Here is a 20,526-nt window from a genome sequence, read left to right as displayed (position 1 = left end):
AGGATATCTGCCTCGTGATTTAATGAATGGTCACCGCAACCATCTGATGCTGAATAATGGCAGCAAAAATTGCTTCCATGTCTTCCGCAATCCCCATAATCTGCCCGTTTGCAGCGTGGATGGAGAAAACATCACTGTCCGCGCTATTCCCTTTGCGGATATAGACCAGTTCAGGCAGCCCCAGAGTCAGAAACTGATCGTCTGTCAGTTTACGAATATCGATCCCCTCAGACGTATCTGAACCCTCACGTGCAACGACAGTCTGATAACGCGCCATGTTTCCTTGCATAATGCCTCCCCGCACTGATTGTGCCAGGTTTCATAGAATTCAGGACAAAAATTACTTATCGTGCGTATAGATCAGTCATCACCTATGCTGCGCACGACCCGGGGCGCCGAAGAGGGCACACCTTCATCTGCTTCTTTTCGAGAATTACTACCCCTGGTGATATCAATCCGCCGCACCCTCACTTCGGGCTCAGGTCGGTAAAGATCAATATTCAGCAGGCCATTATCAAGCCAGGCGCCCCCTATATCGATGCCTTCAGCCAGAACGAATGACTTTTGGAATTGTCGGGACGCGATGCCACGATGAAGGAAAACGCGCCCCTGGATATCTTCGGACTGCCGTCCGCGAATAACCAGTTGGTTATCTTCCTGAGTGATTTGCAGATCTTCCATCGTAAATCCGGCTACCGCCAGAGTAATCCGCAGAGCGGACGGCCTGATCTGTTCAATATTATAAGGTGGATAGCCTTCCCCCGATGATTTCGACGCACGCTCGAGCATGGTTTCGAGATGGTCGAATCCCAGAAACATTGGCGATCCAAAAACTCTGCCTGACATTGCAGCCTCCTCTGATGAGCGAGACAGAAATGGCCCCGTATGGCAGCCACACATGAAGATATATGGATCGCTACCTTCTGTTTACAAGAGGACGGACAAATTACCCGCCTGATAGCTTCTCAGCCCCACGAACATACTGATCACATTCTTAATACATCATTTAAGGATATCGCCCCGCTAGGTATTTTGCTCTCTTTAAAATATATCAGCATGATATGCACAAAATATATACAAAATTATATGATTATAAATTAATCAATCTGAGTCAGATTACTGCCTATTTATTAATCATAAATCCAAGAAACTTTAGATCCGCATTACTGCGGATATTATTTCATTCGAAACCGAAACTATTAAACCATTTTATAACAAAGACTTACGGTTTATCCTGTCTTAATATGCATATTCGAGAACCCTGCCCTTCAACTCTAAGTCTTGCCTTCCACCACAGGAATATGTTTTTTCCGGCTACACATTTATTCGGAGTTATGAATATGCTTATCCATGAAATGTTGAACCTCATCGCCAACCCGGTGAGCACTCTCGCTGCTGTATCTATGTTCGCTTTTGTCCCCGTTGTTGGCCTTCTTATGGTTGCAACGGTTTTGTCCGATCGGGTTGCTCACTGAGCCATATTGACTGCAAGCGGAATCGCTGGGTGTCCTGCAAGAGCAGAATACACTTGGCTATGTGGTCACTGCTTTAATGATGTATTACTCCCACAAGTGCGAAAGAAGTTCTGCGGGGCCCATTCGTCATGACAACACTTTAGTCCACGCACATCCTCAGGATAGTGACATAACAATCAGAAACTTCGCCTGCGACGTTGAACCGAAATTACAAACCAGCACAAAGACGGCAGCAAAGCAGCGAAAATATCGGCCGCCTGATGGTCAGTAAAACGGGCAAAGCCATGATAATCTCCCGGGCGGAAGAAGCGATAATGACTGCTTCATCTGCCCTGCCGGTGATGATCCGGCATCTCCTGTTTGCCTGACATTCGGTGGCAACGAGTCGAAGCGGCGACGCTTCAGACAGACTACCCGGCTTCTTCTGCATTGGTATCAGGCAGATATAAAAGGCCGGCCTCATCTCTTCGGTGCCATCAGCCACGCACCGGAATGCATCTGGCCACGATCAGAGAGCTTCAGAAGGTAAAAATCATCAAGCATCTGATATTACGTAATAAATTCTTAAACTAATAACCCGAGAGAGCGAGTGAACTGAACAATAAGGAAGACAACCTGAACCTGCCTCCATTACGACAACCACAATCAGTTTCGGGCGCTCTTCACCGACTTCATCACTACTAACAGCTTTGCTCGCCACTCAGGCTTTTTAACGGCCTCATGCCTGCTGAATATGTCTGCAATGTCCGGACTTCAGAGCCTGATAGATTCACCAATCATTCGTTCCAGCAAATTCCGGGGCTAAATCGCCCACAGCAGACGTGCCCAGGATCTCAGCCAGTTACGGCTTCACAGTGAAATGCGTTCCCAAACATCACAGTTGCGGGAGTACGCAGGCAAACATTACAGAAAAAGTCTACCTCTTATGAAAGCTATCTGTTTCATGGAGGTTCTCATGACTGAAAATTATACACTGCGTGACATCCCGATCGGCATTGATGCCTGCGGTACTCGTGTCGAGACTGATTCTATGGGACAAATAGAAGTTCCGGCGAACCACTACTGGGGAGCGCAGACGCAGCGCAGTCTGGTGCATTTTTCGATCGGGCGCGACGTGATGCCAATCGAATTGTGCAGAGCTTACGGAATAGTAAAAAAGGCTGCTGCTCAGGTAAATGCGGCAGATGGTCGCCTGCCACAATGGAAAGCAGATGCGATTATCAAAGCCGCCGACGAGATCGCCACAGGACAGTTGGACAGCGAGTTTCCTCTGTTTGTCTGGCAGACTGGCTCAGGCACTCAGACAAATATGAATGTAAACGAAGTCATTGCCAACCGGGCGATTCAGCTCTTGGGGGGTAGGATTGGCTCAAAAAAGCCGGTTCATCCAAATGACGATGTTAATATGGGACAATCGAGTAACGATTCCTTCCCTACCACTATGCATGTCGTCTCTCTTCTTGAAATCGAAAATACATTGATACCTCAGGTTGAATCTCTGACCGACATCATTCGAAAAAAAGCCAATAAATGGAAAAGCATTGTTAAAATTGGCCGCACTCATCTACAGGATGCAGTACCTTTAACCGTCTGGCAGGAGTGGTCAGGCTGGGCTCAGCAGCTTGAGGATTCCATGGATGCCTTGAAGGCGGCCCGAAGTGGTCTTGCCCAGCTTGCCGCAGGCGGCACTGCTGTAGGAACAGGCCTTAACGCTCCTGCGGGTTTTGGCAAAGCTATTGCCGATCAAATTGCCACATTGACGAATAAACCATTCGTCACTGCACCAAATAAATTTGCTGCACTTGGCGGGCTGGATGCCATGGTCCGGGCTTCCGCGGGACTGCGCGGGATTGCTGTGACTTTAATGAAAATTGCAAATGATATGCGATGGCTTGGGTCCGGGCCACGCTGTGGACTGGGTGAATTACATCTGCCGGAAAACGAACCCGGGTCTTCTATCATGCCGGGTAAAGTCAATCCCACTCAATGTGAAGCCATGGTCATGATCGCAACGCAGGTAATGGGTAACGACACAACTGTCGCCTTTGCCGGTGCACAGGGCAATTTTGAACTCAACGTGATGCGACCGGTCATTATCTCTAATGTCCTTCATGCTATTCGTATTCTTGCTGACGGATGCCGTAATTTCCGGGTCTTTTCAGTAGAAGGGACAATACTGAATGAAGAGCGGATAGCGCGCTATGTTGAAGAATCAGTCATGCTCGTTACGGCGCTCAGTCCAGCCATCGGCTATGATAAGGCTTCAGCTATTGCCCATCGCGCTATGGAGAACAACGAGACATTGCGTAAAGCAGCTATCGAATCCGGTGTTGACGAAGAAATATTCGATAAATATGTCAATCCCCTTAAAATGGCAGGACATAGTCTTGCGGGTGCATAATACTGGTATTTTTCTTTACATCTGATTGAAAATCTAAACAGCTCTGTTCATCGAATATCTATTTACTCGCTGAGCAGAGCCCTATTGCAGGAAATAAATAATAAGAATATTTTTAGAATATATTTCTTATGCCGAACAGGTAGCATTCTTTGTTGTCAGGGTGGTTTCAGAAATTTCCGGCGGCAAGAAGTTGTGCATTGTCTGAGACAAGAATGAAGGCTGGACCGGCAAACATCAATCGTAACGGGCGCCTTTCTCTTCCTCTGAAGAACCGGTCCTGCCACACATGAAACTCCATCCTAACAGACAATGAACCGGCCACTACGAAAACAGGTTAGAAATGGCGCTAAATATTGCTCTTCAGGTCAGTGATATGATCATGACCACGTCCAGTTACGTATCTCAGGCATATCTTCACCATATTTATGAATATACCTTTTGTGCTCGACCAGTTTATCGAGAACAGCTTCCCCGACATATGCCGCACGGATTGTGAGTCGCGGTATTCGTCTTACAATATTGGCTACCAGATGGAATCGATCCAGCTCATTTAAAACAGTCATATCAAACGGCGTCGTCGTTGTACCTTCCTCCTGATATCCATGAACATGAAAATTTGCCGCATTAGTTCTTTTATAAACAAGCCTGTGTATTAAAGACGGATATCCATGAAAGGCAAAAATAACCGGACGATCTACAGTAAATAGCAAGTCAAATATGTCATTTGGTAAGCCATGTGGATGTTGTTCCGGCAATTGCAGTTTCATCAGATCAATAATATTAATAACCCGCAATTTTACATCCGGAATATGCTCTCGTAATAATTTGACCGCAGCAAGAGCTTCCAGCGTCGGCACATCACCGGCACATGCAATGACGGCATCAGGCTCTTCACCCTTATCATTGCTTGCCCATTCCCAGATCCCCAGCCCCTTACTAAAGTGAGCGATAGCCGCATCCATATCAAGCCACTGTAACTCTGGCTGTTTCCCGGCGACTATGACATTCAGTGTATCACATGAACGCAGACAGTGATCAGCAGTACAAAGAAGTGTGTTGGCATCGGGAGGTAAATAAATCCTCGAAACTTCTCCTTTTTTAGTAGCTATATGATCAAGAAAACCAGGATCCTGGTGGCTGAATCCGTTATGATCCTGCCTCCAGACGTGTGATGTAATAAGATAATTAAGCGATGAAACAGGCTGACGCCACGGCACTTCCCTTGACGTTTTCAACCATTTTGCGTGCTGGTTGACCATGGAATCTACGATACGGACAAATGCCTCATAACAGGAAAACAGTCCGTGCCTTCCTGTCAGCAGATATCCTTCCAGCCATCCCTGGCATGTGTGCTCACTCAGAATTTCCATCACCCGCCCGTCAGAGGCAAGATGGTCGTCATAATCGTAGCGTTCAGCGTCCCAGGCACGATTCGTCGCATCCAGCACCGCATTGAGGCGATTTGAGTTATTCTCGTCAGGCGACCAGATTCGGAAATTAGCCTGATCAAGATTTGCGGTCATTACATCGCGCAACCATGTCCCGAGAATACGCGTAGCTTCTCCGGTTGTTTGCCCGGGAGAGGATACATCGAGAGCATGACCTGAAAAATCAGGCAGACGCAATGGGTGCCTCAAAAGTCCGCCATTAGCATACGGTGACGCACTCATCCGTTTCCTGTCTGATGGCGCAAGCATCCTGATATCCGAATGAAGACGTCCGTCCTCATCAAACAGCTCTTCTGGCCGATAAGACCGCATCCAGCGTTCCAGAATTGCAAGGTGATCGCCTTTGGCCAGTTCAGACACAGGCACCTGATGTGACCGCCAGTATCCTTCCGTCCGCAACCCATCTACAGTTTTGGGTCCGGTCCATCCTTTTGGACTTTTTAACACAATCATGGGCCAGACCGGCCGGGATTTCGATGTACCGGATGACCTTGCTTCAGCCTGGACTGAGCGAATCAGTGTAAATGCTTTGTCCATGGCGGCAGCCATAGCCTGATGCATCAGATCCGGCTCATCCCCTTCAACAAAAACAGGATCGTAGCCATATCCGCGCAATAAAGCCTCAAGTTCAGAATACGGAATTCTTGCCAGGACAGTCGGATTTGCAATTTTGTATCCGTTCAGATGAAGAATCGGAAGAACAGCTCCATCCCGGATCGGATCAAGAAATTTATTAGAATGCCACGAAGTCGCGAGGGGACCTGTCTCGGCCTCTCCATCGCCTATAATACAGGCAACAACCAGACCCGGATTATCGAAAGCCGCGCCATAAGCATGAGAAAGTGAATAACCCAGTTCTCCGCCTTCATGAATCGAACCCGGGGTAGTTGCTGCGGCATGACTGGGAACACCACCGGGAAAAGAAAACTGCCTGAACAGTCTCTCAATTCCCGCCTCATCCTGCGTTATGTCCGGAAAATATTCGGAATACGTTCTTTCCATCCATGTACTTGCAAGAATTCCCGGCGCACCATGTCCGGGGCCACAAATGAGAAGTATATTCTGATCAAGCTGTTTTATTACACGATTCAAATGCAACCAGATAAAATTGATGCCAGGCGTCGTGCCCCAGTGTCCGAGTAGCCGGGGCTTTGTATGCTCCAGCTTAAGAGGTTCACGCAGCAAGGGATTGGTCAGAAGATAAATCTGCCCGACAGATAAATAGTTCGCAGCCCTCCACCAGCGATTAAAAATGACCAGTTCGTCTGATGACAAAGGCTTATCAAACCCGTCCGTTACAACCCTGCTGTCCTGACTCACCAGATGTTTTCCCTATTTTCAAGATACACTCTAACCAGCTCAAGATGAACGGGACTCATTGAGGCAACCCAGAACAGCCCGGCAGATCATCAAGTTCTCATTGGTCGGCTCTACAAAAACACATATTTTGCTATCTTCAGCGCTAATAACAGAACTCATCTGATCATTGCGACTTTGATCAAGAACAATGCCCATCCATGCAAAGGCTGAACAAACATCATGCCGAAGCGCAGCGTCATGTTCACCAATGCCCGCCGTAAATACAAGAGCGTCCAGCCCGCCGAGCACAGCAATCAAAGCTCCGATTTCCTGGACGATCCGATAAGTAAATAATTCAATCGCCTGCTTTACAGAAAAATTTCCATTCTCCTTTCGCAGCAAACGCATATCCGAAGATACGCCCGAAATACCCAGCAAGCCGGACTGACGATAAAGGATATCAACAACATCGTCGGCCGACCTTTGCTCAGTCTGGAGCATATAAATGACCGCACCAGGATCAATTGCCCCTGTTCTTGTTCCCATAATCAGGCCATCCAGTGCTGTGAGACTCATTGTTGTCTCTATACTGACGCCATTGCGCAACGCACACAGACTCGCGCCATTACCCAGATGCGCGACAATGACGCGGCCTGTCGCTATATCAGGCGCGATTTCAGGCAGACGACTGGCAATATAAGCGTAAGAAAGGCCATGAAAGCCATATCGCCTGACCCCCGTCTCACTATAACGGCGGGGCAATGGGAGGCGCTTTGCAACTTCAGGCAATGTCTGGTGGAAATTTGTATCGAAACAGGCAAACTGCTGAAGATCTGGCCTTGTTTTTTCAAGAGTTGAAACAGGAGCCAGACAGGCAGGCTGATGAAGAGGAGCCAGTGGTATGAGAGCCGTAAGATCAGCCAGAACCTGTTTTGAAAACCTTGTCGGCTGGGTATAGTGCGGTCCGCCATGTAAGATCCGATGTCCTGCGGCAATAAGCACCTCGGACCCGATATGTGCTTCTATCCATTCCAGACAGGGAATAATAACTTCATTCCTTACGCCCCGTGCTGGTCGATCTCCGCAACTTATTTCTGCCGGTAATGTTTCATCGACGAGGATGTTGCCCGCATTGTCGAAGGCTCTGAAACCAGAGTGTTCTCCGACTTCGTCTATTGCTCCGTGGAGAACACAATCTTTTTCTGTCAGTTCGCCAAAATCGACAGGCCGATATACAGCAAATTTGAGGCTAGAAGACCCGCTGTTTAGCGTCAGAATAAGGCCTGTCATCCGCTCTCCTCCCCCGAATTACGCCCTCTTAAAAATTTGCGTCGAACACATGTTGATTAGCCGGTAAATGAAAAAAGAATGCAGCGTATGTCCATTTTAAGTGTTGACCAAACTCCGGACATTCCAAACAATTTAGCACATCGTAAGACCATTGACCTGATTTGAATCAGATCTTTCGAAGATTATTCAGGATTAATCAAATCGTAATAATTCTGATCGATTGCAAAATATCGTGAATACGCCGGATCACACTTGTAAAATTGAGAGTCCTTCCAACGGTCACGCATATGCTGAGATTCGGCAGACAGACGCGCTCTCTTCTCAACAGTCTCATCACCACCTCGCGAAAAGCTTTCATAATGAACAGCTTTGAAATTATTACACTGAATAATGCGCCATCCGGCTTCGCGTAACTTCAGACACAGATCTACGTCATTATAAGCAATTTTCAGATTAATTTCATCAAAGCCACCTACTTCGCGAAAAGCCTCCGCCCTTACCACGACAGCAGCAGCAGTAACCGCGGTCACTTCATGACTGACAAGCGCACGTCCCATGTAGCCATACTCTTCTGCAGACCGTCCCTGATGAACATGAGTAGCGACGGTATCCGGATGGACGACAACACCTGCATGCTGCACTCTTCCGCTGGGATAAAGAAACTTTCCTCCCACAGCACCGATATCGTCACCAGCAAGCGCTTCAGCCAGTGCAATTGCGAGCCAGTTTTCGTCCTCTACAAACAAATCATTGTTCATGAATACGTAAAATTCAGCTCCATTATTAATGGTAGCCAGATTATTTAATCGCGAAAAATTAAACTGTTCTTTAACAGAAAGAATACGGACATGCGGATCTCGACTGATTGAACGAATAAATTCAGCTGTTTTTTCTTCAGTCGACCAGTTGTCAACAAGAACAATATCAAAATTGTCGTATTTGGTATGTTCAAGTATCCGATTTACACACTCTCCTGTAGTTTCAATCTGATCTCTGAAAGGAATAATAATTGAAACATGTGGTGATCTCGGAAGAGCCCACTGCACGTTATACAGAGTGACACCATTAATTGCATTTACAGTTGCATCATATCCGACACGGTTCAGATGATCGGAAACGCATCGGACGCCAGCCTCGGTGGCATAATTTTTATTGGCAAGTGTCGTCGCGGTTGAATTAGCTGTTTTGCGCCAGTGATAAAGAATTTCCGGAACATGCATAAACCGGTTTCGTGGAACAATTTCAGTAAGCCGCAACAGAAAATCATGATCCTGAGCACCATCGTATCTAGGCCGCAGATCACCGACGCGCCTAACTGTTTCAGCACGAACCATCGTAAGGTGACAAATATAATTACAACCAAGCAGGTAACGATAGTCAAAATCTGGCTTAAAATGCGGTTCCTGCAAATATCCGGACACATCAATTTTATCTTCGTCGGAATAGATTACTTCAGCACTCGTGTCACATGCATGCTGAAGCATCATTTCAATCGCCACGTCGACCAGCAAATCGTCGTGGTCAAAAAATAAAATCCAGTCGCCTTTAGCCGCTTTGATACCAGCGTTTGTCGCCCCTGAAATCCCTGCATTCTGCTTAAGCCGGATTAAAGTAATCCGGGGATCAGTTCTGCTGTATTCCGCAACTCGGACCGCAACCTCAAGTGATTTAGCTCCATCATCAACCACAATAAGTTCCCAGTTACTCCATGTCTGAGCAACAACAGAGTCAACTGCGGCCATAAAATCGACTATATCTGGCTTATAGGTAGGGCAAATAATACTTACCAGAGGCTGATTTTCAGCAGACAGATACCCGACGTTCTGTCTTGATAATGCAACCCGCTCCTTTAATTGCGAAAAATATATCTTTGCCCATTTATCATAATTATCGAGACCGTATTTCCGGTCCGGCAAAAGGTCAGCAATTTTCCCGCGCAGAGATATGATTTCGCGATAAAGATCGTCTGCTGTCTTCCCCAGAGACAGCAATCGGCCCTCAAGTTCATGTCCGACAAAACTTGTCGTAACAGGACTGCCTTGCACATCAATATTCGCATTCGTGATGACAACACGAACTGTATGTACACTATCAGCACTAAATGACTGTGGGATCGGCACATGAAAGCCGCAGTTCGGATCGCCGCCGATGGCTTTCATTACATCGCCGCGAAATCTTTTTGCATGAACCTGAGCAAAAGGTACACCATCGACAAAAATCGATATTTCACAATTACCGTTTCGCTCGCCGCTGGTCGGATCGATGCGCTGTATCCAGCCACAAAGCGCGCCGCTTTTAAAACCGTCCAAAAAAGATTCGTAAACATAACGTGGTTTCAGAAAAGCCAGGACATCTTCTTCGTGAATCGAGCCATCATGCTGTGCCAGTGATGGCACAACAGAGCGATCAGGAAAACGCAATCCGACTCTATGTTCTTTTCCATCCAGAACAGATTGTGGAATATTAAATACAAATCCAAGTTTTGACGTTGTAATACCAAGTCTGGCCTGCACATCCGGTCGTGACTGCTCGCAGATAGCAATTCCCACCTCCTGGCCATCGACCAGGACATGAAGCTTTACAGGTTCACGCAGGGCAGCAAGGTTACAAGCCCAGCCCTGCAGCTGAGATCCTTCGATACTATCAAAATAACCTATAAACCGGATCAGACGCCGCGCGGCTGGTTGTGAAGTGCTCATTTAATCCTCGTCACTGACACCTGCACGCACGAAGGCGCGTCGCGTGCTAAATAATCACAGTTTTTTGTCAGAACGATTAATCTGCATCGCATGAACAAAAGCCTGGAAAGAATCTCACCCATATATTCCGGAAGAAAACAGTTACATTTTAGATTAAATCCTGCGGTTAAAAAAATATTCCATAAAACTTCTCCGGCTTAGTATAAGGCTCGTTACAGAACGATTGAGCTAATCGCCCATTCGAATGACTAATTTGAAAATTAATCAGGAAAATTATTAGTCAGAAAACGTGACATAGCGCGACGCGCTTTAAAAGCATCCACCCCCAGTTCGACGAGACCACCAATCTGGCCAAGGGCATTCAGCAATGAACGAAGCAACAATGCAATTTTCACGTCGCCATCGGGAGAAAGAACAATACCCGCCGCCGGAGGCAAACTTCGTGAAGCCGGATCACAGACGGCACGCAGAACAGCAAATGAGCGGCCATTCTGCCGGGCGGTCCTCGCAATGAAGCCACTTTCCATATCAAGCGCACAACACCCGCTCTCGTGCGCAAGATTCTGCTTCACGACTGCATCCAGCACAACGGTATCGCTGTGCAGAAGTGCCCCTGCAGTCACATGACCCGGCGACGCACCGAGACGACGGCGTAAAGCCGGATCGCATGGATACAGCGTCTTCCCGGCCATAACGACATCTGGAACAACGATCGTACCGGGCTTCAGGGCCGGATCAAGTCCGGCGGCGAGACCAAATGAGACAAGATTCTTTGCTCCGCAGGCCACAAGGCGCGCGCAACCCCGCTCAGCGCCCGCGCTGCTCGCGCCACTGATTGCGATCGGCGCGTCAGGCCAGAAGCGCCGGAGCAGATTAGATTCCGCTTTCAGGCCTACGAGGAACCCAATATCCTGTCTTACACGTTCATCCATCAAACAATTCTTCAGAAACCAAAGGCCACATGGCGTGTATTACTGATTCCCAGATTACGATAGCGCGCCAGTGCCATGAGCGGGAAAAACAGCCGATACCCGTGATAACGGAGATAGAATACTTTCGGGAAACCCACCGCATTATATGGCTGTTCATCCCACTCACCGTTCTCATCCTGGTGAGTGGTCAGCCACGCAATGCCACGTACCGTTGCCGGGTCATCGCGACGGCCGGCAGCCATCAGACCCAGGACAGCCCAGGCCGTCTGAGAAGGCAGACCTTCCTTATAGATCCCATGAGGTCCATCTTCATAGCTCTCGCACCCTTCGCCCCAGCCACCATCCGGACGCTGAACAGAACGAAGCCACTCCACAGCCCGGACAACCATCGGGTCATCATGAGAAACGCCGGCAGCATTCAGCGCACAGAGTACGGACCATGTGCCATAAATATAGTTGGTCCCCCAGCGACCAAACCATGATCCATCTTTTTCCTGCTCGTCCCGCAGAAATTGTAAACCCCGCTCAATAACCGGACGGTCTTCATTGTTCCCCAGCTGAGCCAGAAAAGAAATACAACGGGCTGCAACGTCTACCGTAGGCGGATCCAGCAATGCACCATGATCCGCGAACGGGATATAATTGAGAAGTTCTTTATTATTATCAACATCGAAAGCACCCCAGCCGCCGTTTGAGCTCTGCATGCCAACAATCCACTTACGAGCACGCTCAAGAGCTTCTGCATTCGCGGGATCATTCTGGCGATGCAAAAGCATGCCGACCACAGCGGTATCGTCAACGTCCGGATAGTAATCGTTGTTATACTGAAACGCCCAGCCTCCGGGCTCCAGATCCGGACAATTTATGGCCCAGTCACCCTTTACATCCAGAATTTGACGATCGCGTAACCATTCTGCCGCTTTATCCAGACCGGCTTTGGTTGCTCCAGGGTCAACCCCGGCCGGACCGCTTGCAGCTTCCATCATTGCATGTCCGGCGAGTCCGGTATCCCAGATCGGTGAAACGCAGGGCTGACAATAAATTTCGTCTTCGTGATCCACCAGAAGAGCCTGAACAGCCTCCCATGCCGTTGCAGCTCTGTGATCGGTGTCAGGTACACCGAGCGCCCGATACATCATCACGGTATTCGCCATCGCCGGGTAGATTGCGCCCAGACCGTCTGTTCCGTTCAGTCGCAGTTCGATAAACTTCACAGCAGCGTCAATCGCACGCCGATGCGTCGAGGACGGAATCAGCTTTGTGGCCGGACGCAGAACCTGATCCAGAACCTTAAAAGCTCGCCCCCACACCGAACGATAGGGGCCACGTATCCAGTCTCTGACCTGATCTGGCGGTGTAACAAAAAGTTCCTGCACATGAACGCCACGTGGATTAACCGCAACAGGCTTCAGTGCCGCCAGCACGAGAAGCGGCGCGATCACGGTACGCGACCAGTACGACATATTCCATACGGAAAAAAATGCCGAGCGTGGCAGCAGCATCAGCTCAACAGGCATGACTGGTGTTGCGTGCCACGGGGCTTCCCCAAACAAGGCAAGCTGAAAACGCGTAAAGACGTTACTCCGCTCCGCGCCGCCATGATCAAGAATCGCTTCGCGCGCGCGCCTCATATGTGGCGCGGCAACATCATCTCCCAGGCATTTCAATGCAAAATAAGCTTTAACCGAAGCCGAAATATCAAACTTGCCGCCATAATAGAGAGGCCAGCCACCATGCTCCCCCTGAATACGTCGTAAATATATACCGATCTTCTGCTCAGTTGCGTCATCAATCCGGTTAAGAAAGTGCTCCAGCAGGATGTATTCAGCAGGAATCGTTGCGTCTGCCTCAAGTTCGAACACCCAGTGCCCGTCACTATCCTGACGTCTGGCCAGAGCCTGATGCGCGCGTCCGACCACGCGATCCAGCTGACCCGGATCAATCTCTGAAGTGGCGGCGGAATCCATTACATCCAGCATGGTCAGCAGTCTTTCCTCCGTAGGGCTATGCCGCGACTAAACCGGACAGCTCCTGTTGATTTGTTATAAAGGTCCCCGCAACCCGAGAACGCGGACAGCCTCCACGCCTGATCTCACAGCACCATCAATCGTGGCCGGCAAATGCGTTGCCGTCCAGTCTCCGGCCAGAGCAAGGTTGGCAAGAGCCGTTCGGGCACCGGGCCGCCGACGCAACTGTTCGGGCGTAGCTGCAAAGGTGGCACGCTTCTCCCAGACCAGACGCTGAGCCATCGGGACTAGCGGAAGCGGAACACTCAATACTGAATCCAGCGCCCGACGCACTTCCTGCCAGATGACAGTCATCAGTTCGTCCTGATCGCGCGCCGCATAGCGGTTTGCAGCACTCACCGTAACGGAAATTACGTCATCTTTCAGAAAAATCCACTCTGTCAACGCACCGATCACCCCCATGAAACGTGCTTCAGCAAATGCTCCCAAAGACTGCGGTGGCTTCTCCAGACGAAAATGTGCGTTCAGTATCCCCTCAAAAGCATCTGGAACCTGCAAATCAGGGAGAGCATGCTTCAGCAATGAGGCTGCAACGGGTGCTGTTACCGCAAGAATGACGACGTCATCATCACCAACACTGATCGCATCGTCCGGAAAACATATCTGTGTCACACGATCGTCCGACGTCTCGATCGAAGTTACGCGCCGTCCGGTTCGTATTTCAACTTTAAGCACGGACAGGTGAGATAATGCCGGATCAACAAAACTTTCTGAAAGACCTGTCTTCGGGAACCGTGGCAAACAGGCCCGGCCACCCTTCGCAAGGGACTCACGAACAACATGTCCAAGCAATGCCGCACTCGCCTCATGACTCGGTGTATTCAACGCGGCGACAGAAAACGGGTCCAGCAATCTGCGTGAGAACGGCCCAGGCATCAGACATGCTGAAACCGTCTCATCAGCGTCGGCCTCCAGCAGCCTTTTCAGGCTGATAAGCTCACCCAGCCGCATCCCCGGCACCCGCCGGCGAGGGTTAAGAACCCAGAACGGAATACGTCCGACTGACAGATCAAGAGTCCAGCGATCACCGTCCGCAAGATCCACGAACGGAAAAATCGGACGATCTGGCCCCGTGATCGTATCCAGACCTCCGGTCAGTCCGAGATACCGAAAGACAGACTGATTAGCCGTCAGCAGCAGATGGTTGCCGTTATCAATACGACAGCCGAGCTTTCGGTCTTCATAGGAGCGTGCGCGCCCGCCACATGCCGGACCAGCCTCGTGCAAGATAACGTGCAGCCCGCTGCCGGCCACCTCAACAGCGGCCGAAAGACCCGCCAGGCCGCCCCCAATGATATGAACCCTGCGCGCCATAAATTCAGGCCGCAAAGGCCCGAAGAACACCGGCTGCTTTACCGAGCTTCGAAACAGGTGACGGTGTCAGAACGTGGTCCCAGCCTCGCCGCTCAAGAGCATTCAGAATGGCCAGATAGCTCCCTCCCATCATACGCGCCGGAATCATGGCACGGCGATCACATTTTTTCATTGAGGAGAAAGCTTCGCGAAAATGATCCTGTGCTCTGGCAGCCATAATCCGCATTACGCCCGCAAGGCCAGGCGCGACCAGAACCTGCTGGGGATCGGCAGGAACATCAAACCGCATCAGCAGATCACGCGGCAGGTAAAGACGCCCTGTTCTGGCATCGACAGCGACATCCCGCAGAATGTTCGTCAGCTGCAACGCTCTTCCGAGGTGATATGCCACACGTTTAGCGTGTTCGGAACTGTCTCCGAACACATGAACGGACAAACGCCCGACTGCGGAAGCGACCCGATCGCAATAAAGATCGAGTGTTTCCTCATCCGGCGCAACTATGGGACTCCCGGCATCCATTGTCATACCGTCGATAACTGCGTCGAAATCCTCTTTCCTGAGAGCAAAAAAACGGATTGCCGCATGAAGAACCCGATCAAGTGCATCACGTGTCTCATCATTATAGAGACGGGCAATACGCGCATGCCAGGCTTCCAGCTGCGCCATACGCTCCTGTATCTGCCCGGCGCCGCTTAACGAGGAAGGCGTATCGCCATCCGCGATATCATCCACAATGCGACAAAACGCATAAATCGCATACATGCCATACCGGCGATAGGAGGGCAGCACGCGCATCCCGGCGGCAAAGGAGGTCCCGGACTGGCGAACGATCGCCTCGACCCGCGCAAGGTCAGCCGGATCGCAGCCAAGCGGTGTCGGTTCATCATGCGTTCTGATCGGGTCAGTCACTGGCATTCTCCCCCGTGCAACCGGCAGTGGGTCAATTCTGCAAAGGTCATTGTTTTCAATTCTTCCACACGCGGAACGCAGACAGAGCTGCCTGTGCAAAATCCATCTTCGTCAGCGCCACCCGTTCCGCCAGTGGATCACCGGCTCGCAGGTGCGCTGCCAGCAGATGCGCCAGCCTGATAACAGCCCCGCAATACATTCGCATCCCCGGCATCCGAACTCTTTGCACAAGAAACACTGACTGCGCGTTCAGCCGGTCAACTTCATCAAGCATAATATCAAACACGTCGCGCAACGCGGAAGCTGTGCGGGATTCCAGCAACACATCGGTTCCAAGCCCATGCGCCGCCAGCAAATCAACCGGCATATAGCATCGGTCCAGACGCTGAAGATCACCTTTACAATCCTGCAGATGGTTTAAAATCTGCAATGAGGTGCATAACGCATCCGAGGCGGCAAAAGTCTCCGCGCTCTCACCATGCAAACTCAGCAGAAAACGCCCGACCGGATTGGCTGAGTAACGGCAGTACCGATTGAGTTCATTCAGCGTGCTGTATCGCGATTTCACCGCATCCTCACGAAACGCAACCAGAAGATCCGTCGCGACTTCGAATGATAATCCGGTTCTCAACAGACTCAGCCGCAACCGCGCCGCTGACCGGGCGTCTTTCCGATCCGGAGCCACGGCACTCCCCCGAACGATCTTCTCCATCGCATCAAGCCGCGCGACCTTTTCGTCCGGCGTCAGTAACTCGCTGTCCGCTATATCATCGCTAAAACGGGCAAAGTCATAATAAGCGTGGATATGATCCCTGAGATTCTTCCGAAAAAGCAACGATCCGACCGGGAAATTTTCATCCGCCTCACCTTTCCCGGAAGAGACGTCCGGAGCTGACCACGGATCAATGCGGGCCTCCCCGCCAGGTTCAGCGGGCAACGCTCCGGAAGCAGGCTCATTCAGCCCGGCAGGAGAAGAGGAAGACAACATGGCGGGCTGCTTACACGCTCTCGACGCAGATTCCTACACCATTGCCAGTACAGGCCCGACAGAGCCGCATTGCGAATTTCTTCCCGCTCTCAACGATCGTGGCTGGCATCTGTATAAGCCCGGTTCTTCCACTGAACGCCACGCCCTCTGTGATGATCAAAGGCTGAACCTATGGTGGCGGCCGTGTAGAACACAGCCACAGCAGGCAATAACAGAGCCCATAATGGTGATAACCGAAACCGGCGAAGCGTCGGGGTATAAGACGCCATTGCCATTGACCACGCCACAAATCCGAGCTTTCGCGACAATCCCCGACCGAAAATTACAAAAAAAACCGGCGCAATCCAGACCAGAACCATCCCGATAACCGTTCCAAGCAAAAGCAACGGAGAATAGCGCAACTGCACATACGCCGTGCGCGCAATCATTTTCCAGATGTCGCCTGGGTGCGGATAGGGGCGGACGGACCGCGCAAGACATGAGTGTCCAAGATAAATTTTTCCGCCGGAACCTTTTACGTGAGCGGCCAGAGTGCAGTCATCAATCAAAGCACCTTTCAGAGCCTCAATTCCGCCAATCCGCGTCAACGCACTCCTTCGTATCAGAATTGTCCCTCCCGCAGCAGCAGCTGTCCGGTTCGCAGGCTCATTAACCCGGGCAAACGGATAAAGGAGAGCAAAGAAAAACACGAAAGCCGGCACTAATGCCTTTTCCGAAACACTGGCGCAGTTCAGTTCAACCATCTCCGAGACAAGGTCCAGCTGCTCCCGCTCCGCCTTTTCAACCAGAGTGGAAACGTGGACCGGATCATGCTCGATATCGGCATCTGTCAGCAGAATGTAGCCATCATCTTCAGGGTTATCCCGGCGCACCTGCATTACGCCCTGCTGCACGGCCCAAAGCTTTCCGCTCCAGCCTGGCGGGCGGGATAAGCCATCAATGACCGTCAGCTTTCCCGCAGGATCAGGTAATTTCCGGGCCAGCCCCCCGGTGCCGTCCACGCTCCCGTCGTCTGTAAGAACCACACCGAAAGGTCCGGCATAATCCTGAGCAAGAAGAGACTCCAGACACCCCCCAATGGACTCAGCTTCATCCCGCGCCGGAACTACGACACTGACAGGGGGCAGCGCGCGCGAAGAGTCATCACGCCTGAGCACTGGCCCTGCCTGCCAGAATTTTCCATGAAAAAAAATGAGCAGAACCCAGATGACGGCAGAGACCGCCGCAAAAAAGGCCATCATCACCGGAACTCTCTTACCGAAGCATCCCGACATCACGGAACCAGTCGATGGCGTCTTTAACGGCCTCACGCGCGGGGCGAGGATGATATCCGAGTTCACAGATAGCTTTCTCTGAAGAGAAAAACATTTTTTTTCTCGACATCGCCAGCATTTCACGTGTGACTCGCGGTTCGATGCCGAAGCGGCGGGACAACCACTCCGATGCGACTGCGACTGGCCAGATAACCTCCTGCGGCAGACTGATCCGTGGCGGCTTCACGCCGGCAATCTCGGCAACCATGCGAAACAGATCACCCAGCAGGTAGTTCTGCCCGCCCAGAATGTAAGCTTCTCCGATTCGGCCACGCTCAAGAGCCAGAGCATGGCCCTCCGCCACATCATCAACATGCACAATATTGACGCCTGTATCGACATACGCAGGCATTCTTCCGGCGGCACAATCGAGAATCATCTGTCCCGTAGGCGTAGGTTTAATGTCGCGCGGCCCGACCGGCGTCGACGGATTGACGATAACAGCCTGAAGCCCCTGCTCACGCGTCAGCCGAAGCACCTCCTGTTCAGCGCGATATTTCGACTTTTTGTAGATGCCTATGACCGAATGCTCATGAACCGGCGTCTCTTCATCTGAGACAGTTCCATCCCCGATCAGACCAAGAGCCGCAACAGATGAGCAGTATACGATCCGCTCCACGCCAGCGTCTTTTGCTGCAAGCATCAGCAGGCGCGTACCTTCAACATTGGCCGCCATCATCGGCGCGGGATCAGGCACCCATAATCTGTAATCGGCGGCTATATGGAAAACATAGCGACATCCCGCGACAGCACGGGCAAATGTTGCAGGGCGCGACAGATCGCCCTCAACCAGATCCGCCGGAATATCAGCAATATTTCTGCGGTCGCTTCCCTCACGGACCATAAGCCGCAAATTGTGCCCGCGTTCAAGGAGCGTGCGCGCCACGGCTGACCCTACAAAACCGGTAGCACCTGTGACGAGTGTCGGCGCAGTCATGCAACGAATTCCTTCAACGTTACGGCAACAGGTAGGCATCACTGCTTATCCCGATGGCCGCACTAAAGACCAGAGGCACAGAGAAAACAAAACAGACTTAACCGGTGGAGACAGAAGCGTCAGCGTGCTTGCCGGACTGGCGCTGCAACAAATGTTAGTGTAAGGGCGGCCACTGTTTTTGTTCCGATCGTCGGCTTATCATTTAATATCCAAAGGTGAGGCATGGACTGCCTTATCAGCCAGGGGAGCTACGCTGGCCTTGCTTCGGTACTGTGCGTAGTCACAGAACCTTATCCAAAGATGTATGATTAAATAGCGGCATGCACATGACCTGAATGCATGTTTGAAGGACACTTCAGCAACAGGTATACCCGCCATTGCCTGTGATTGGGTGGGCCGCAACCAGTGGACATGACCGCGCCTTGAAGAAGCTCACTATTCTGCTCACCCTCCTCGGGCTGGCTGCAATCACGGCAGCAACAGCATGGAGTGGTGTCGATAAAGTTATTGATGCGGTAACGCGTATCGGCATCGGCGGCTTTGTTATCACAATCATCGCGCAACTCGCGGTGGATCTGATACTTGGCGCGGCCTGGCATGCAGCGTTTCCCACCATGAGCTTCCCTCACCTTTTCAAAGCAAGAATGGTGCGTGATTCCGCCGCAACCTGCCTTCCCTTTTCTCAGCTCGGGGGAATCGTTCTTGGAATTCGGGCAACGTGTCGGCATCCCGGCATTCATGATGTCGCGGAGTCACCGGTTGAATGGCCGGAAGCGGCGTGCGCCAACGTCGTCGATATTACGACCGAAGTCCTTGGTCAGATTGTATTTATTCTGCTCGCCGTTACCCTTCTGGCCTTCGGGACCAGAGCTAACCCGCTGGTAAAACCCGTTATCATCGGCGCTCTGTTGCTTGCTATCGGCATCGCCGGCTTTATCTGGACCCAACAAAGAGGAGGCAGTGCCGTCAAACGTACTGTCCGCTTTCTGGGCCAGCATATCGCCGGACAATGGCAGACCACCATGCTGGACGGAGCAAATACGCTTCAGACGCTTATGGAAGATGCATGGTCACGTCCGGCCCGCATTTCTGCTTCAGCCGCAGTGCATTTCACAGGATGGATCAGTAGCGCAGCCTTGTTATGGCTGACGGTTCTTCTGCTGGGGAGCCGCCTCAGCTTCCTTGATGCAATAGCCATCGAAGGCGTGACATGCGGCCTACTGTCAGCGTCGTTCCTTGTTCCGGCCGGTCTTGGTGTTCTGGAAGGAGCCTACATGGCGCTGGCTCATGCCTTCGGCCTCCCTTCATCCGTTGGCCTCGCGCTGGCACTGTTAAGACGTGGACGCGAATTCTGTATTGGCATCCCGGTTCTTTTGCTGTGGCAGATAAGTGAAATGCGCGCTCTGAAAGCCCGCGAGGCCAGTAACTCTGCGCCTGAGGCCGACAATCCGGGAGCAACTGAAGGGCACCAGGATATGCCCCACAGCTAAAAC

At 51.1% G+C, this 20,526-nt stretch carries 14 protein-coding genes; 2 read left to right on the top strand and 12 right to left on the bottom strand.

Annotated elements, in window-relative coordinates:
- Positions 1-19: 19 nt before the first annotated feature.
- Entirely contained in the window at positions 20-277 is a 258-nt protein-coding gene (locus GOB90_RS09245; protein ID WP_173572017.1) for a DUF1150 family protein, read from the bottom strand.
- Positions 278-360: 83 nt separating this feature from the next.
- The gene (locus tag GOB90_RS09240; RefSeq protein WP_146886448.1) at positions 361-846 is read right to left on the bottom strand and encodes an Hsp20 family protein; all 486 of its coding nucleotides are present in this window, start codon (positions 844-846) and stop codon (positions 361-363) included.
- 1,584 nt (positions 847-2,430) lie between these two features.
- Between GOB90_RS09240 and fumC the strand changes: the two genes are divergently transcribed.
- Positions 2,431-3,876, top strand: coding sequence for a class II fumarate hydratase (gene fumC, locus GOB90_RS09230; RefSeq protein ID WP_146886446.1), 1,446 nt, complete (start codon positions 2,431-2,433; stop codon positions 3,874-3,876).
- A 377-nt stretch (positions 3,877-4,253) separates the two neighbouring features.
- Here the strand turns inward: fumC and GOB90_RS09225 are convergent, their stop codons facing one another.
- The 10 genes from GOB90_RS09225 to hpnA form a co-directional block, all read right to left on the bottom strand.
- Entirely contained in the window at positions 4,254-6,644 is a 2,391-nt protein-coding gene (locus GOB90_RS09225; RefSeq protein WP_146886443.1) for a phosphoketolase family protein, read from the bottom strand.
- A gap of 39 nt (positions 6,645-6,683) precedes the next feature.
- The gene (locus tag GOB90_RS09220; protein WP_146886440.1) at positions 6,684-7,913 is read right to left on the bottom strand and encodes an acetate/propionate family kinase; all 1,230 of its coding nucleotides are present in this window, start codon (positions 7,911-7,913) and stop codon (positions 6,684-6,686) included.
- 182 nt (positions 7,914-8,095) lie between these two features.
- On the bottom strand, positions 8,096-10,612 hold the full coding sequence (locus tag GOB90_RS09215) for a glycosyltransferase family 2 protein (protein WP_146886438.1): 2,517 nt from the start codon (positions 10,610-10,612) through the stop codon (positions 8,096-8,098).
- 260 nt (positions 10,613-10,872) lie between these two features.
- The gene (locus GOB90_RS09210; protein ID WP_146886436.1) at positions 10,873-11,544 is read right to left on the bottom strand and encodes a phosphorylase family protein; all 672 of its coding nucleotides are present in this window, start codon (positions 11,542-11,544) and stop codon (positions 10,873-10,875) included.
- Between the two features lie 11 nt (positions 11,545-11,555).
- Positions 11,556-13,511 (bottom strand): squalene--hopene cyclase, encoded by a 1,956-nt coding sequence (shc, locus tag GOB90_RS09205; protein ID WP_373322153.1) that lies wholly within the window; start codon positions 13,509-13,511, stop codon positions 11,556-11,558.
- 75 nt (positions 13,512-13,586) lie between these two features.
- On the bottom strand, positions 13,587-14,885 hold the full coding sequence (hpnE, locus tag GOB90_RS09200; RefSeq protein ID WP_146886432.1) for a hydroxysqualene dehydroxylase HpnE: 1,299 nt from the start codon (positions 14,883-14,885) through the stop codon (positions 13,587-13,589).
- A gap of 4 nt (positions 14,886-14,889) precedes the next feature.
- Positions 14,890-15,801, bottom strand: coding sequence for a presqualene diphosphate synthase HpnD (gene hpnD / locus GOB90_RS09195; RefSeq protein WP_146886430.1), 912 nt, complete (start codon positions 15,799-15,801; stop codon positions 14,890-14,892).
- A 49-nt stretch (positions 15,802-15,850) separates the two neighbouring features.
- On the bottom strand, positions 15,851-16,783 hold the full coding sequence (locus tag GOB90_RS09190; RefSeq protein WP_173572015.1) for a squalene/phytoene synthase family protein: 933 nt from the start codon (positions 16,781-16,783) through the stop codon (positions 15,851-15,853).
- 89 nt (positions 16,784-16,872) lie between these two features.
- Positions 16,873-18,024 (bottom strand): glycosyltransferase, encoded by a 1,152-nt coding sequence (locus GOB90_RS09185; RefSeq protein WP_146886428.1) that lies wholly within the window; start codon positions 18,022-18,024, stop codon positions 16,873-16,875.
- 13 nt (positions 18,025-18,037) lie between these two features.
- Complete coding sequence (gene hpnA / locus GOB90_RS09180) at positions 18,038-19,033, bottom strand: hopanoid-associated sugar epimerase (RefSeq protein WP_146886426.1); 996 nt, start codon at positions 19,031-19,033, stop codon at positions 18,038-18,040.
- A gap of 422 nt (positions 19,034-19,455) precedes the next feature.
- On the opposite strand from hpnA, the gene GOB90_RS09175 reads away from it, so the two are divergent.
- Positions 19,456-20,523 (top strand): flippase-like domain-containing protein, encoded by a 1,068-nt coding sequence (locus GOB90_RS09175; protein WP_146886424.1) that lies wholly within the window; start codon positions 19,456-19,458, stop codon positions 20,521-20,523.
- Positions 20,524-20,526: the final 3 nt, after the last annotated feature.

This window comes from Acetobacter oeni, assembly GCF_011516825.1.
GTDB lineage: Bacteria > Pseudomonadota > Alphaproteobacteria > Acetobacterales > Acetobacteraceae > Acetobacter > Acetobacter oeni.
The sequence above is the reverse complement of the archived record's forward strand: the minus strand, read 5'-3'. Positions and strand labels throughout refer to the sequence as shown.

Excerpts from the sequence above, each read along its gene's own strand:
- GOB90_RS09190 (WP_173572015.1), bottom strand. The coding sequence starts at position 16,783 with ATGTTGTCTTCCTCTTCTCCTGCCGGGCTGAATGAGCCTGCTTCCGGA.
- fumC (WP_146886446.1), top strand. The coding sequence starts at position 2,431 with ATGACTGAAAATTATACACTGCGTGACATCCCGATCGGCATTGATGCC.
- GOB90_RS09210 (WP_146886436.1), bottom strand. The coding sequence starts at position 11,544 with ATGGATGAACGTGTAAGACAGGATATTGGGTTCCTCGTAGGCCTGAAA.
- GOB90_RS09240 (WP_146886448.1), bottom strand. The coding sequence starts at position 846 with ATGTCAGGCAGAGTTTTTGGATCGCCAATGTTTCTGGGATTCGACCAT.
- hpnE (WP_146886432.1), bottom strand. The coding sequence starts at position 14,885 with ATGGCGCGCAGGGTTCATATCATTGGGGGCGGCCTGGCGGGTCTTTCG.
- hpnA (WP_146886426.1), bottom strand. The coding sequence starts at position 19,033 with ATGACTGCGCCGACACTCGTCACAGGTGCTACCGGTTTTGTAGGGTCA.
- hpnD (WP_146886430.1), bottom strand. The coding sequence starts at position 15,801 with ATGCCAGTGACTGACCCGATCAGAACGCATGATGAACCGACACCGCTT.
- GOB90_RS09215 (WP_146886438.1), bottom strand. The coding sequence starts at position 10,612 with ATGAGCACTTCACAACCAGCCGCGCGGCGTCTGATCCGGTTTATAGGT.
- GOB90_RS09220 (WP_146886440.1), bottom strand. The coding sequence starts at position 7,913 with ATGACAGGCCTTATTCTGACGCTAAACAGCGGGTCTTCTAGCCTCAAA.
- shc (WP_373322153.1), bottom strand. The coding sequence starts at position 13,511 with ATGGATTCCGCCGCCACTTCAGAGATTGATCCGGGTCAGCTGGATCGC.
- GOB90_RS09245 (WP_173572017.1), bottom strand. The coding sequence starts at position 277 with ATGGCGCGTTATCAGACTGTCGTTGCACGTGAGGGTTCAGATACGTCT.
- GOB90_RS09185 (WP_146886428.1), bottom strand. The coding sequence starts at position 18,024 with ATGATGGCCTTTTTTGCGGCGGTCTCTGCCGTCATCTGGGTTCTGCTC.